We start from the raw sequence: 15245 nt of genomic DNA, 5'->3' as shown, positions 1-15245 counted from the left end.
ATTTTATTCAATGTTATCTAATAATGGATCTGCTTCCTCACTCGATTCAATGACTGTTTCTTGATTTGCTTTATCGCCAAATATTTCAGTCAAATCAACAGAATGGATATTAGATAATTCGTCAATTTTTAACGAAATGGTCTGTCCTTCTTCAACAAATGGCAAGTATTCATTCAGTCTAGCAGGAACTTGGTAAACTTTTCCATCTAACATGAAATAGTAGTATGTTTCTCCTTCTTTAATTACTGCTTGAATTTTTTCAACTTGACCTGAAACTTTTTCGAGCGTTTCTTCATTGATTGCTTCCAGAACAACAGGATTATCTTCTCCGTATTTTTGGATCAATTGCTTCATATTACTTGCAATATAGACTTTCTGATAATCTTGAACATCCACCAAACTATAATTTTTAATCAGACCCGATGAATCTTTTAAAGTAAGAATATACATAGGGTTCCCTTGTAGATTAATTAAAAGTGGGAATGTAGCCTTATAGCCTTTTTCTTGAACTGAACCCTCTGCTGAAGCCATAGCAGAAAATTCTTCTGCAGCCGACAAGGTATACATTGTGGTTTCTTTTGTACGTAAGTTTACTAAAACGAAGCCGATATTTGACTCATCAGATACGACAGAAGTAATACCTGTATAAAGGTAGATATCATCATTCATTGGTAAATAATTATAACCATCTGATGTTTCAGTAACACCTTCTTTAGCAAAGACTGAGTTCCAGAAGCCATTTTTAAATTTACCATTTTGATCTAACTGGTGCATTATTAAATCAGCTGAATACACTCTGTCTACCCACGAAGGGATTTCGTCCATCGCATATTTTTGATGCTCACCAGTCATCGCATTTACTACTATTAAACCGTTTGGTTCGGGTTCATTTAAAAAGAAATTACGCCCATAACTTGTAGCAATATAATATGGATTACCTTCATCATCCACTTCAAAATCAGGACTTTCAAAAATACTAAATGGGTAATTAAATCTTAGATGTCTCGATATATTCCGTCCAAAGTGATCTGAGTAAGAATATCTAATCGGCTTCTCAGGTGTTTTTACTTCGACTTTTCCTGTAACATTATCTACCTGTAAATAATGTGGGATCCCTTGAGAAAAATTATTTAGCCATTTGAACAGACCTGCATATTTCAAAGGAGTTACTCGATAAGGTTCTGCTTTAATATTGATTTGAGTGTATTCATCGGAAACTTCAAATTGAGAAACAAGCTCAGTCAAGGCTCCTAAATGACGGTTCCCAAGTCGCACAGCGGTATCTCGATCTACTAATGGTACATTATCAATGTTAACTTCTGGGAAAGTTGTTTTAAAGTCTTTACTAACTGGATTGATCATTTGTCCATAATCTTTAGCCATAAAAAAAGGCGAGAAGATAAATTTACCTACTAATCCAATCAATAGGATAGCAATTACCGGCCAATAAAAATACCGATATTTTTTTGGTAATTTACCAAATTTTATCTCTGTTGCTTGATTTGAATTATTTTTAATTTTTTTAAGCCATTGGTTAGAATCTTTGATAAGTTCAATCGCAAAGATACCTGCATATATTAAAAGCAGAAAGAACCATGTCTGATAAGATGCGTAGTGAAGAGGTGGAAGTGTGAGATAATAATAAATAAAAATACCAATTGCTAATAAGAAATATAAATAATTTGGGTTAAAAGAACGCTTTGTTCTTTTTTTATTTATTGTATCATTAGGTGTAACATCTTTAATTATCATTTAATTCCTACTTTCTTTTTTCTGACTAAAATAGTTGGAAATATCTTTTAAAAAGGGTTCAAAATGGATAGGACCGACTTTACTCTCGTTTTGGCTGATGGAAAATGGAATCATTTTTTCAACTATTTCGGCCGTGAATTGCACTGACTCTTTGAGGCTGTCACCCGCTAGTCTACTAGCTGTAATGATTGAAGCGACTGTATCTCCTGTCCCAAATACATAACCATCAAAATAATCATGTAAGACAAGTCCTTTTTCTCCAGTGTGACTAGCATAATAAAAGCCCAAACGCTCATTATCGTTTTGACCCTCTTTGGCTCCGGTTATAATGATGTTTTTACAACCTAATGCCAGGAGATCATCTGCAATTTCAGCAATTTCTTCGTATTTAAAATCTTCTTTATAATCACGACCTAAAATCAAACAAGCTTCAGTTAGATTAGGCATAACTAATTCAGCGTGTGGAATCAATTCTCGTAAATGATGAGCCACTTCTTGATCAAAGCCAGCATAGAATTGACCATGGTCACCCATAATCGGATCCATAAACAAAGAAATATTGGGATTAATTGCTTTTTCTTTTAAATAATAAGTTTTTAAATCATCAATTTGCTTCGTATCAGCAAAATAGCCTGTTAAAACCGCATCAAAATGATAACCAACTTCTTGCCAATGATTCAACATCTCTTGAAAAGCTGATCCCATTGGGAATCGCACAAGAGCACCTGCCTCTCCGGCATGTGACGAAAGAATTAGGGTCGGTAAAATGGCTGCTTCTAATTGTGCAGCGGCGAGAACCGGCAAATTGATTGCGCCTGCTACCCTACCTGCTCCAGGAATATCATTAACAACTAAGATTGTATTTAAATAATTTTTGCTATTGAGTGAAAACATAAAAACCCCCTACAATTATAACTTCATAGTACCTCTTTTAATTAAATAAATAAAGATAAATACTATTTTTTTTCACTCAAAAAGCAGAGATTCCATTGCTTTGAATTTAGATTTAAAATACGGTTTGAATATCAACAAATGCTCGATCTTGAGATTCTGCAACCGCAATCGAAGTAAGATTTCCGAAATAAGTATTAATACCAGACAAAATGGCGTCGTTTTGCTTAGCAGCACCTTCGATACCTGCGTTGGCAATTTCTTTAGCATATTGCAAAGTCGCATTGGTTAACGCAATGGTTGAAGTTCTTGGAACAGCACCTGGAATATTTGCAACGGCATAGTGAATAACATCGTGTTTAAGAAAAATAGGATCTTTATGTGTAGTTGGTCGGGTTGTTTCAAAATTCCCACCTTGATCCACCGCAATATCTATCAAAACGGATCCAGAACGCATTTGCTGAATGGTTTCTTCTTTAACTAGGACTGGTGCACGACGTCCTGCCAACAAGACTGAACCTACTACTACATCCGAATCAACAACTGCTTTATGGATATTCGCTTCATTGGACATTAGTGTTTGAACACCATTCCCTAGAATATTTTCAATCTCTGCTAAACGTTGTGGATTAATATCTAGGATCGTCACGTTGGCACCTAGGCCATAAGCCAACTTCGCAGTATTAAAACCTACAACTCCTCCACCAATGACAGTAACGTTTGCTCGACGAACGCCTGGAACCCCTCCAAATAAAATGCCTGGGCCTCCCTGATTTTTTTCTAATAAACGTGCACCAATTTGGACGGCCATACGACCTGCTACTTCAGACATTGGTGTTAATAAAGGAAGTGTTCCCTTATCTGCAACCGTTTCATAAGCCACACCTATTACACCCTTATCTAATAAGGCCTGAGTCAATTCTAATTCTGGAGCTAAATGTAAATAAGTAAACAAGATCAGTCCCTCGTAAAAGTATTGATATTCTTCCTTTACGGGCTCCTTAACTTTTATAACCATTTCGGCTTCCCAAGTCTCTTTTGCAGAGGTTACAATCCTCGCACCTGCTTCAACATATTCTTGATCCGTAAAACCAGATCCAAGACCAGCCTTTTCCTCAACCATTACTTCATGACCGGCCGTAATCAGTTCTTTAACATTATTCGGTGTGAGACCCACACGATCTTCATTAGCCTTCAGCTCTTTGGGTATTCCAATAATCATTTACAAATCCCTCCTTTGGTTTTTTTAATTATACCACATGCGATTTTTATCACAAGAAAATTATAATGACATATCTTAAAAATTAAATGCCCGCTTATCCTTAAGGATAGGCGGGCGTATAAAATGATTCTGCTTAAATATATTTTTTTAATATTTCACTTAAACGTTCTTTATCATGAAAGCCAACTAATTTCTCAACTACTTGTCCATCTTTTTTAATGATCATAGTAGGGATTGACATAATGCCAAATTCTCCTGCTATCTTAGTCTCTTCATCAACATTCATCTTGAAAAAGTCAATTTGACCTTCCATTTCTTGAGATAATTCATCAATAATTGGTGATTGCATGCGACAAGGTCCACACCATGGTGCCCAAAAATCAATAATACTTACGCCTTGTGCTGTTTCTGTTTTAAATTCTGTATCTGTAATTGCCTTAACCATCTTAAAGCTCCTTTCACTAATCACTTTTGTATCGTTATCTTAGCACATAAAAAATATCTCTTACTAATAATATGCTTATCGTCTTGCTAATAAATTAATCAAAATATACGCGTGTTGACCCATCTCCACCCGCATTTGGAGGCGAATATTCAAAATGATCCACATGAGGATGGCCACTTAACTGATCTTTCACACCTTGCCGTAAAGCACCTGTTCCCTTACCGTGAATGATCGTTACCAAAGAATGATTAGACAAAAGAGCTTGGTCTAAGTACTGTTTTAGTTTACCCATTGCTTCTTCATACCTCAACCCTCGGATATCTAAACTGGTCTTCACTTTAGAGCCTGCTTTTCTTTGAATATTAACCTTTTGCTTGGGCTCTACTTTACCAAGTGGTCTTAATTCTTCAAGCGGAATTTTCATTTTAATAATTCCCATTTGAACTATGTATTCATTTTTAGCTACTTGTTCAAGGATAGTTCCTCTTTGTCCATAAGAAAGAACTTCAACATCATCACCCGCTTGCAAATCTTTTGCTTTTTTTACTCGTTTTAAGACTTTGTTCTTACGTAAGTTCTCTGGTTGCTTTAATTGGTCGAAAGCCTTTTTCTTATCGATTAAGACATGTTCTTTAATCGTTTTGTTTTGTCCTTGTACTAATTGTAAGTCACGAATTTCTTGCAGCAAACCTTCTGCTTGTTTTTGAGCTTGCTCGACTTTGTCATTGGCTTGACGCTTTGCTTTTTCCATTAAAGCTTGTTTTTGTTCTAAATAGCGATCATATTCTGTTCTTAAATCTTGCCATAATAATTCTGCTTTTTCTAAAAAGATCTGCGCTTCATTATTCCTAAGCTCGCTTTCTCTTCTTTCACGCTCTAGTTTTGCAACCATTTCATTCAGTGATTGACTATCTTGTGAGATCCCCTTTTGAGCGCCTTCGATAATATCTTGTCTAAGTCCTAATCTTTTGGATATTTCTAATGCATTCGATCGACCAGGCACGCCAATCATCAAGCGATAAGTTGGTGATAGGGTTTGGACATCAAATTCCATGGAAGCATTAATTGTTTTGGCACTCTCGTGAGCATAAACTTTCAGCTCTGGATAATGTGTCGTAGCTAATACGGTTGCCCCCACTTTTCGTAAGTAATCCAAAATCGAAATAGCCAAAGCCGCTCCTTCTTGAGGATCCGTTCCCGAGCCGAGTTCATCGAATAAAACGAGTGATTGATAATCTGCTTCTTCAATAATATTGACTATATTGGTCATATGACTCGAAAAAGTGGATAAAGATTGTTCAATCGATTGTTCATCACCTATATCAGCATAAATTGATTGAAAGACTCCCAATTGAGAGCCTGGATCACATGGCACATGTAAACCTGATTGCCCCATTAATTGAATTAAACCAATTGTTTTTAAAATAATTGTCTTTCCACCAGTATTAGGACCTGTAATCAATAGAACATGATAATGTTCTCCTATTAAAATATCATTTGCCACAATTATTTCAGGATCAATTAAAGGATGTCTAGCTTGCCACAAGGCCACTTGATTTTCGAGGGAAAAAGCTGGCTTAGTCGCATTGATTGATTTCGCATATTCCGCTTTGGACTGAATTGAGTCTAACTGCGCAATCATCGACTGATTGTGTTTAATCTCTTCTACATAAGGAGCTATCATGAGAGAAATTTCTAAAAGAATTCTCTCAATTTCAGCTCGTTCATCAAGTGCCAGTTGAGCCAATCGATTGTTTAAATCTACAACTGCCTTTGGTTCAATAAAGACCGTTTGACCCGTTGCCGATTGGTCATGAATGGTACCACCAAATTGTCCTTTATACTCTGCCTTAACAGGTAAGACATAACGATCATTACGAATTGTTATTAAGCGGTCACTTAATTGATTCCCTTTGGTTTTAAGCAGTTGATTAAGCTGATTACGGATTTGACTTTCTGTTTGACTTTGATTTTTTCTAATGGCTGCTAAATGACTAGACGCCGAATTTAAAATGGATCCTTCATCACTGACCGTCAGTTGAATTTCCTTAACAATTTGAGGAAGACTTACACACTGGTCTACCCAATAATTTAGTGCAGGATAGTCTTTCTCCTCAGCTTTTAAGTCTTCGAAAAATTGTGTGACTTGCTTAGTAGTCGTTAATAAACGACCAATTTGACCCAATTCTTTAGCATTTAAAGCTGCTGAGATTTCTAAGCGCCTAAAAGCCATACTCAGTTCAGCTAAGCGCGGAATAGGTATCGTCTTACCTTGCTCAAGAATGGCTAAACTTTCTTCGACTTCATCTTGCCATTTTTGAATGGTGTCTAAGTCAAAAGATGGTTTCATTTTGAGAATCATGGCTTTAGCCATTTCTGTATTTGCAAAGTGGGAGACTTGTTGAATAATTTTAAAATATTCTAATTTTTCTAAAGTTTTCGTATTAGTCATCCAAGATTCCTCCCTCTATTTATTAAAATTTTTTATGAGCCTAACCCAAACTTCCCTACAAAATCAGTTAAAATGGGTGTTGAATCAACCATCCGAAAGATTAAGGGGTTATTGACAAATTGTTGCTGAATAAACTCCAAAGGTATTAAAGAAAGTAAGTATAAAATCATGAATAGGATAAAATATACCACGCAAAAGTTCAAAATTCCACCAATGATTCGATTACCAATATTTAAAACTGTATAGTAAGAAACGCGAGTAAATAATACTGACAAAACATTTGTCAGTACCCATCCGATTAACCAAATAATCAAAAAAGTGATGAGTTTATAAAAGGTCTGATCCAATAAGAAAGATTGAGCTTCAGTATACATAGCCAATTGGCTATCCGGTTGAACAGCTGGGAAAGGAATGATCATCTCCACCCACTTACTTAAGGCATCAAAATACTGCGTCGCAATAACGTATGTAATAATATAGCCCAGCAATCTTACAATCTGCATAATCATTCCGGAGCGATAACCTGAATAAAAGGCAAAGGCTAAAATTAGAATCACAATTATACTTAACATGTGTTACCCCCTCTAATGATAATCATTAGTTTATAATAAATATATTTTTGGATATAGTTATCTTAAAGCTTAATGGATCACTTAACCCATTTGTTTTTCTAAAGCTACTATCCGTTGTTCTTTAGTAATTTGATCTGAAATAGCATTAATTGCCATTAAAATAGCTCGATCCTCTTTTGTTAAATCAGGATCAAGTTCTTTAAGTTGTTCCAATTGCTGGGTTAAAAGTTGCACTACTACATCCATATGTTCTCTGGACCGATGCCCCACAATGGTATATACTCTTCCCTCAATAATTGCCTTATAACGATGTCTATTTTCCATATTTTCTCCTCTTTAAGCTTGATTCTCTCACTATTTTACCAGAAGTCCCCCTATCATGCACCTTTCCTATACGAATAATAGCGAACATGGTAAACTGTAAATGATAGACTTAAAGAATTAAAGTGAGGGAACAATTGATGAATAGTGTAACACTTAAATTAAATCCAATAGATCTCAACAAGATGAAGGAAAAATACCAGAATGTATTGATTGATCCCGTACCCTATAGTTTATTTAGGGCGAAATTACCTTACGTAACAGTCACTGCCTATCAGTCCGGAAAGGTTCTTTTCCAAGGCAAGGCAGCAGAAGAAGAAGCTCTCTTTTGGCAAAAGCCCCTATCTGGACAAGAACATTCCTCTTCTTCATTCGAATTAAGTAGTCTGCCCAAAAATATTCACACCAAAAACCTAATCGGTTCAGACGAAGTGGGTAATGGTTCATATTTTGGACCTCTCACCGTATGCGCAGTTTATATTCCTTTTGAACAAGCAGCCTTAGTAAAAGAGTTAGGCGCAAAAGATTCTAAAAGTTTATCCGCTCAGCAAATTCAGCAAATTGCAGAAGATCTCATGCATACTGTTACCTACCATTTAACCATAGTTAACCCAACAAAATATAATCAACTCATTCAGAAATATAATGCCAATGGACTGAAAGCCAGACTCCATAACTTCACTATTCAAAAATTACACGATAAGCTATCTTCCGACCAACTAAAACAGCTTGATGGTATCTTAATCGATCAATTTACACCCGAAAAAAATTATTATCAGCATTTAACCAATGAAAAAGAAGTCTATAAAGAAAATGTCTATTTTGCAAAAAAAGCAGAATCAATTCATCTTTCAGTAGCCTGCGCATCAATCATTGCTAGAAACGCTTTCGTTAAAAGCCTATATTCCTTAGGAAAACCCTATGGGGGTCCCTTGCCTTCAGGAGCTGGAAAAAATGTCGATGTATATGCTGCCAAATTAATTGACCGCTATGGAATGGACAGTCTTTATAAAACGGCTAAACTCCATTTTGCTAATACTCAAAAAGCTCAGAAGCTAAGTAAACAATTTAAAAACTAAATAAACACTCAAAATAAAAAGTGCCAGGTTGATGATGCGACTTCCAAAAGTGAGTTTTATAACTCTAATTTATGGAAGTCATATCATAATTACCGGCACTTTTTATTTTGGTAAGATTTTATCTTAACTATTCAATAGTCGTCTCTGGGATATTTTCAAGATGATTGATCAAATTGACGTAACGTATAAATTTAGCCATGCATTTTTCGAGATGTGCAATCGTTTTAGGATCAGTAATATTTCCCTCTGAATCAAATTTTTCTTTAGCTCTTCCTAATAAAAATTCATTACCTGGGAAAACATAGGCATCAACCCGAGGGGACTCTAAAATCTGATCCATATGAATTTGAGCCCGTGAGGTCCCTTGTTCTAGGTGTGAAGCGCCAATAGCATAGACAGGTTTGTGAATGAAAGGTGTAATTTTAAAAGATAACCATTCAACTGTAGCTTTTAAAGCTGGAGGGATCGTATGGATATGCTCAGGGGTTGCAATGATCACACCATCTGCTTCTAGGATTTCTTTATTTAATAATTGAATAGCTGGATGATCTGTTTGATCAAAACTAGCATCAAACATGGGTACTTGGTCTATCTCTAATATTTCTAAATGAAAATTTTTAGCAAAATGACGCTTAATAAATTGCAATAATAAACGATTATATGAAAAAGCTGCATTGGATCCTACGATTCCTACTAATTTCACAAGCATCCTCCTATCCTAAGAATCAAACTGTTGGTGATAGAATTTTTGAGCTTCTTTTACATTGTCTTGATGCCGTTCTTTAAGAAGCTCGGAAATTTCAATAAACCTCAGAAAATCATCAAAATAGCCCTCTAATTGATGAACTTTATCCGTGAAAATCAAATTTCCTTCCTGATCAAAAGCTTTTAAAGAGTTTCCCATTAGAAACTCACTACCCGGCATTACCATCGCTCGAATAACTGGTGCATTTAAAATCGTGCGTAAATGTTGTTGAGCTCTAGAAGTTCCCAGAACACCGTAAGATGCTCCTACAATCATTACTGGCTTATCTACCAAAGGAAAGGTATTGAATGAAAGCCACGATAAAGCATTGGTTAAAGCAGCAGGGACTGAATGGTCATATTCGGCAGTAGCAATTATCACTCCATCTGCTGCATCAATTTTTGCAGCCATTTCGACTATTTTTGGAGGCAACTTACATTCAGTTGACTTATTAAAAAGAGGAAAATCACGCACCTCTAACAATTCAATATCTGCCTTTGTTTGAAAATGTTTTTGGATAAATTGTAATAGTTTCCGGTTAGTTGAATTTTTCGAATTGTTTCCCACTATTCCAATAATTTTTTTGATAGTGAACCCTCCTTAGGCAGATTGATTTTATTAGAAAAGAGACATCATGCTTAAAAAGATAGGTGGTAAAAAGATAGCAGGTGTATAGTTCATAATTTTTAACTCAGTGATATTTAAAATGTTTAACGCTAGCCCAATTAGCAATAATGAACCCACTGCAATAATTTCATTAACCACGGCCACTGACAGAATTGGAGCTAAAAAACCTGCCAGAATAACGAGTATCCCTTGAATGATTACCACAGGTACAGCTGAAAGTAACACTCCAGCTCCCAAAGAAGAACTTAGAAGGATAGCCGTAATGCCATCGAGAATTGACTTCGTGTAAAGTGTCGTATTATTACCTGTTAATCCACTTTCTAACGAACCAAGAATTGACATTGAACCAATACAAAAGATCATTGCCGCTGAAATAAAGCCTTGACCTAATTGGCTATCAGAGCCGGGCTTTGATACCTTTTTCTCTATCCAAGAAATCCCATTCGTTACTTTATGGTCAATATCAATCGATTCTCCGATAATTGCACCCACAACAACTGATAGAATCATAACGATTGTATTGTCGCCTGCGAGCGTTCCGTCAATTCCAATGGCAAGAACACATAAAGCAATACCATGCATTAAACGTTCATGGATCTTCACAGGAATTCCTGCTTTAAGTCCCATTCCTATAAGGCTACAAATAACAATTACAATACCATTAATAATTACTCCCATTTTAACAAATCCTTCACATAAAAATTAAGAGCATCCAGTGGATACTCTTGTATATTTAGCATAAATTGACATTCTTTCCATAATTATTATAGGGATAAATAGTCACATTTTCCATAGAAAATTAAGATCTCATGCTATTTTAATAATTGGTTGGAGTTAAGTAATTTATCCACTTGATCTTCAGCAGCTAAACCATCTTGCCCATCATCAATAAGACTCATATCGATTAATTGTTCTTTTGAAAAGTAGTGGTCACTTTGATTAGTATCATCTGCATATAAATCAGAATGTTTGCGATAAATGCGATAAAGCTCCGTCACAATCACTTTGATGACAGCAAAAGCCGGAACACCCAATATAACTCCAGTGACTCCAAACAACCGACCTGCTCCTAATAAAACAATTAAGATGGTAATAGGATGGATTTTTAAATTTGAACTGAGAATTTGAGGTTGAATTAATCGCCCTTCTACCAAAGCTTCAATCCCTAAGACTATAAGAACTTTAATAAACATAAAAGGTGAAGCGATAAGTCCGATAATTAAGGCGGGAATCGCTGCAATCACTGATCCTATATATGGTATTACGTTTAAAAATGTTGCCAAGACACCTAAAGTAATCGCGTAATCTAAACCAATAATTGAAAATCCAGCGGCAAAAATCATACCAACTATAATTGCTACAATGATTTGTCCACGAATATATTGACCAATTTGATAATGTGATTGGTAGATCATTGTTTTAGTCGTTTCACGGTAACGGGTCGGGATATAATAGAGTAACTTAGGAAATAGTTTGTAACCCTCTAAGAGTAAATAATATAAAAGAACTGGGATTGTAACTAAGCCTGTCACAACAGTTGATACCGTTCCGATGACACTTCCTAATCCTCCAAAGGTTGAAGTAACAAGAGGTTGAATTTGTTGGATTAAACCATTGAGATCAATGCTACCTTCTTGGTTAGCTAAGTTAGGGAAAACTTCATTAAAATCAGGTAGTAAAGGCAATTTATTAAAAATGTCTTCTATTCCCGCGACATATTTTGGCAAATCATTAATAAAGGATCGGGTCTGACTTTGAACAATTGGAACAAGGGTTGCGATTCCCCATGTAATTAAAAGTGAAAGACCAATAAAAATTAGCCAGATTGATAAATGTCGATTTACACCACGTCTAGAAAGTTTAACGACTAAAGGCGAAAATAAATAATACATTATGCCAGTTCCAATAAAAGGAAAAGCGAAAAAATTCATAAAATCAATAATAGGTTGAAACAAATAAGCAATTTGAGTAAAGGCAAAAATTGCTAAAACAATTAAAATAAATTTTAATAACCGGATAACATTACGATCATTTAAAAATTCAGACTTAAATATGAATTGATCTAATTTACGCATGATTACCCTCCTATTCCTAAAATAACGTCTCTATCTTATCATATTTTAAACTAAAAAGATCCTTTCAAATAATAATTTTTTAACCTATGTTATAATATATTAGAATAGGAAAGGAGCCGATTTCATGAAAGAAAAATACCTTTTAGGTGGTTATACCCGTCGAAAGAACCAAGGTCTTGCACTGATTGAATATAATCCTCAGCAAGAGAAATTTCTTGAAAGACAAGTTTTCAGTTCGCTTCAAAACCCTACTTATCTTGCACTTTCAGTCGATCATCGTTATTTATTTTCAATCGAGAAAGAAAGTCCCCTTTCAGGAGTTTCAGTATTCAAAAAAGATACTTTTGGACAATGGGAAAAAAAGGATCAATTTCTACATACAAAAACTGCTGGTTGCCATCTTTTTTATTTAGATCAAACAAGAACGCTCTATCTTTCAAATTATCATGAAGGCACCTTAGAAATCTACCATCTCAATACAAAAGATCAATTAGAGCATATCGAAACGATTGCACACGAAGGATCTTCGATTCATCCCAACCAAACTCAATCGCGCATTCATTTTTCATCAACATTGGGACAGGATAAACATCTTTATGTTTGCGATTTAGGTAGTGATAATGTCCTCATCTATGCATTAACTGAAAGTGGGACCATTCATCACCTTCAACAGACTCTTAGCCTTCCTCGTGGAACTGGTCCAAGACACCTCGCTATCCATCCCGATTTGCCATATGTTTATATTATTGGCGAGTTGAATAATACTACGACTTTATGTAAACTCAATCAAGAGGGACACTTGAGAATAATTGAAAACTATCCAAACATTGAAGGCGATTCTAACAAGGATGCAACGGGGGCTGCAATTAAATGCTCAAAAGATGGCCGCTTTATCTACGTATCTACTCGCTATCAAGATCAAATCAGTCTTTTTGCTGTGAATAAGAAAACTGGACAACTTTCCCTCATAGAAAGTGTTTCTTCCGCCGGAAAGGTTCCCCGCGATTTCTGTTTTTCCCAAAATGAAAACTATCTTATGGTTGCCCACCAAGATTCTGATAATCTTGCTTTATTTAGAAGAAATCTCGAGACGGGAAAATTAACACTGATTAGCAAGGAGACTTATGCTCCTGAATGTGTTTGCATTATCAATGACCCTAGTTAATAGATTTTTGATCTTATTCTTTGACTTTCTTCTTTAATTTTAAATTAAATGTCTCATTTTAAAAAAGTGAAAATGATTAGCCATTTAAAGCGGCTAATCATTTTTTCATTAAGTATAATTACCTCAAAGTGATAGATCCTATTTCTTGTCCTTTTGTTACTGAACCGGAAGCAGTTAAGTTAAAATCTTCAATCACTTCTGAACCATTCACAAAAATAACTAACATGACATTATCTTTATCCGCCTCTTCTAGGATTTTATAATCAACTTCTGATAAAGCAGTGGACGGTGATAGACTTTCTCCTTCGGTAACTAGAGTATTAAAAGGTCGCCCTTCTAATTCAACCGTATCTAACCCCATATGTAATAGTATTTCTAAGTCCTTTGCTTGAATGCCAATTGCATGCTGAGTTGGAAAAATATTCATAACTTTTCCTTCAACAGGCGAATAAATTGTCGATTGATGAGGTTTAATGGCGAAACCATCCCCCATCATTTTCTTAGAAAAAACTTGATCATTGACTTGTTCCAAAGGAATTAAATCGCCATCACAGACCGCGTGCAAGCTAATTTTCTTTGGTTTTTTCTTAAATAAGCCAAACATGATATCCCTCCTCTTTTTATTTATTTTACCATATTTAAGAACATACTCCTATTGATACAGCTATGCCCTTAGTGACAATCATTCATTTCTTAGTTATAATAAGCAAGAAAACGATCATGAGGTGAAAAAATTGCAAGAATTAGAATTAATTGAGTTATTAAAAATTATTTTTCTGAGTATAGTTCAAGGAATTACAGAATGGTTACCCATTTCTTCAACAGGACACCTAATATTAGTGGAAGAATTTATTCATTTAAACTTAGATCCAAATTTTATCGAAATGTTTCGAACAGTTGTCCAATTTGGTTCGATCATAGCCGTTGTAGTTCTTTACTTTAATAAACTAAATCCTTTGGACTTTAATAAATCTAAACAAGAACAAAAAGATATTTGGTTCCTCTGGTTTAAAGTTGTTTTTGCTACCTTACCAGCAGGAATTTTAGGTTTAATAATTAATGATTATATGGAAGAGTACTTTAATACCCCCTATGTAGTTGCTGCTGCTTTAATTATCTATGGATTTGCTTTCTTATGGATCGAAAACAGAACACCTGCCCGACATGCTAAACAAGTCAATACCCTTAAGAAAATTTCTTTCCCAACTGCATTCAAAACAGGACTCTTTCAAGCTTTATCTCTTATACCAGGCACTTCACGTTCTGGCTCAACCATTCTAGGGGGACTCATGCTAGGCATGGAGCGAACAGTTGCAACAGAGTTTTCCTTTTTCATGTCCATGCCTGTGATGTTAGGCGCTTCATTAGTTAAGTTAAAAGACTTTGGTTTCATATTTACAACCGCTGAACTCGTCTACCTTTTAGTGGGAATGTTTGTTGCCTTTATTGTTTCTTTAGTTGTTATTCGATCACTTTTAAAATTCATTAAAACGAATGACTTTAAACCATTCGGCTACTACCGCATTATTTTGGGTGCTATTGTTATCCTATATTATTTATTTAAGTAATTATAAAGGAGACCTTAACTTACTCAATGAAGTAACACCCAAATTTAGATCTAAGAGAGAGTTAACCATTTGATTAACTCTCTCTTTTGTTTGCATAATGTTAGTACTATGATTTAAATATTTGCCCATTAGTCATTCTGAGAGGTCAAGGAAAAAAGAATTCTCCTTGGATGTTACTGAAAGGCTGTAAGCGAATTAAACAGTCACTAATACTTTGCTTATCGATACACTAGCAGACTCATCCCCCCCTCGTTTTCTTTTATAAGATTGATACTAAGGTCTTTTATAAATATAAGAAGGTACTTATAATTTAAGCTTTAAATGATTTTCG

At 35.1% G+C, this 15245-nt stretch carries 15 protein-coding genes; 3 read left to right on the top strand and 12 right to left on the bottom strand.

Annotation, left to right across the window (positions count from 1 at the left end):
• Positions 1-3: 3 nt before the first annotated feature.
• The 7 genes from HF969_RS03220 to zapA all read right to left on the bottom strand — a co-directional run bounded on the left by HF969_RS03220 (position 4) and on the right by zapA (position 7658).
• A complete protein-coding gene (locus HF969_RS03220; protein ID WP_090289332.1) occupies positions 4-1752 on the bottom strand; it encodes a hypothetical protein in 1749 nt (582 codons plus the stop codon).
• Positions 1753-2646, bottom strand: a complete 894-nt coding sequence (locus tag HF969_RS03215; protein WP_090289331.1) for a PfkB family carbohydrate kinase — start codon at positions 2644-2646, stop codon at positions 1753-1755.
• Positions 2647-2758: 112 nt separating this feature from the next.
• A complete protein-coding gene (gene ald / locus HF969_RS03210) occupies positions 2759-3865 on the bottom strand; it encodes an alanine dehydrogenase (RefSeq protein ID WP_090289330.1) in 1107 nt (368 codons plus the stop codon).
• Between the two features lie 133 nt (positions 3866-3998).
• Positions 3999-4310 (bottom strand): thioredoxin, encoded by a 312-nt coding sequence (trxA, locus tag HF969_RS03205; protein ID WP_090289329.1) that lies wholly within the window; start codon positions 4308-4310, stop codon positions 3999-4001.
• Positions 4311-4404: 94 nt separating this feature from the next.
• The gene (locus HF969_RS03200) at positions 4405-6762 is read right to left on the bottom strand and encodes an endonuclease MutS2 (RefSeq protein WP_090289328.1); all 2358 of its coding nucleotides are present in this window, start codon (positions 6760-6762) and stop codon (positions 4405-4407) included.
• Between the two features lie 32 nt (positions 6763-6794).
• Positions 6795-7334 (bottom strand): CvpA family protein, encoded by a 540-nt coding sequence (locus tag HF969_RS03195; protein ID WP_090289327.1) that lies wholly within the window; start codon positions 7332-7334, stop codon positions 6795-6797.
• A gap of 81 nt (positions 7335-7415) precedes the next feature.
• Positions 7416-7658 (bottom strand): cell division protein ZapA, encoded by a 243-nt coding sequence (gene zapA, locus HF969_RS03190; RefSeq protein WP_090289326.1) that lies wholly within the window; start codon positions 7656-7658, stop codon positions 7416-7418.
• 137 nt (positions 7659-7795) lie between these two features.
• Here zapA and rnhC point away from each other — a divergent pair, with 137 nt between their 5' ends.
• Positions 7796-8734 carry a ribonuclease HIII gene (gene rnhC, locus HF969_RS03185; RefSeq protein WP_090289325.1) on the top strand — a complete coding sequence of 313 codons (939 nt, stop codon included), beginning with the start codon at positions 7796-7798 and terminating at the stop codon, positions 8732-8734.
• Between the two features lie 127 nt (positions 8735-8861).
• On the opposite strand, the gene HF969_RS03180 is transcribed toward rnhC, so the two are convergent.
• The 4 genes from HF969_RS03180 to HF969_RS03165 all read right to left on the bottom strand — a co-directional run bounded on the left by HF969_RS03180 (position 8862) and on the right by HF969_RS03165 (position 12181).
• On the bottom strand, positions 8862-9437 hold the full coding sequence (locus HF969_RS03180; RefSeq protein ID WP_090289324.1) for an NADPH-dependent FMN reductase: 576 nt from the start codon (positions 9435-9437) through the stop codon (positions 8862-8864).
• Positions 9438-9452: 15 nt separating this feature from the next.
• Entirely contained in the window at positions 9453-10067 is a 615-nt protein-coding gene (locus tag HF969_RS03175; RefSeq protein WP_090289323.1) for an NADPH-dependent FMN reductase, read from the bottom strand.
• Between the two features lie 30 nt (positions 10068-10097).
• Complete coding sequence (locus HF969_RS03170; RefSeq protein WP_090289322.1) at positions 10098-10784, bottom strand: DUF554 domain-containing protein; 687 nt, start codon at positions 10782-10784, stop codon at positions 10098-10100.
• A 134-nt stretch (positions 10785-10918) separates the two neighbouring features.
• Positions 10919-12181 carry an AI-2E family transporter gene (locus HF969_RS03165; RefSeq protein ID WP_090289321.1) on the bottom strand — a complete coding sequence of 421 codons (1263 nt, stop codon included), beginning with the start codon at positions 12179-12181 and terminating at the stop codon, positions 10919-10921.
• 124 nt (positions 12182-12305) lie between these two features.
• Between HF969_RS03165 and HF969_RS03160 the strand changes: the two genes are divergently transcribed.
• Entirely contained in the window at positions 12306-13346 is a 1041-nt protein-coding gene (locus HF969_RS03160) for a lactonase family protein (RefSeq protein ID WP_090289320.1), read from the top strand.
• A 118-nt stretch (positions 13347-13464) separates the two neighbouring features.
• On the opposite strand, the gene HF969_RS03155 is transcribed toward HF969_RS03160, so the two are convergent.
• Complete coding sequence (locus HF969_RS03155; RefSeq protein WP_090289319.1) at positions 13465-13950, bottom strand: PTS sugar transporter subunit IIA; 486 nt, start codon at positions 13948-13950, stop codon at positions 13465-13467.
• Between the two features lie 130 nt (positions 13951-14080).
• On the opposite strand from HF969_RS03155, the gene HF969_RS03150 reads away from it, so the two are divergent.
• Positions 14081-14914 (top strand): undecaprenyl-diphosphate phosphatase, encoded by an 834-nt coding sequence (locus HF969_RS03150; protein WP_090289318.1) that lies wholly within the window; start codon positions 14081-14083, stop codon positions 14912-14914.
• Positions 14915-15245: the final 331 nt, after the last annotated feature.

The organism is Facklamia miroungae (assembly GCF_012396555.1).
Lineage (GTDB): Bacteria > Bacillota > Bacilli > Lactobacillales > Aerococcaceae > Facklamia > Facklamia miroungae.
The sequence above is the reverse complement of the archived record's forward strand: the minus strand, read 5'-3'. Positions and strand labels throughout refer to the sequence as shown.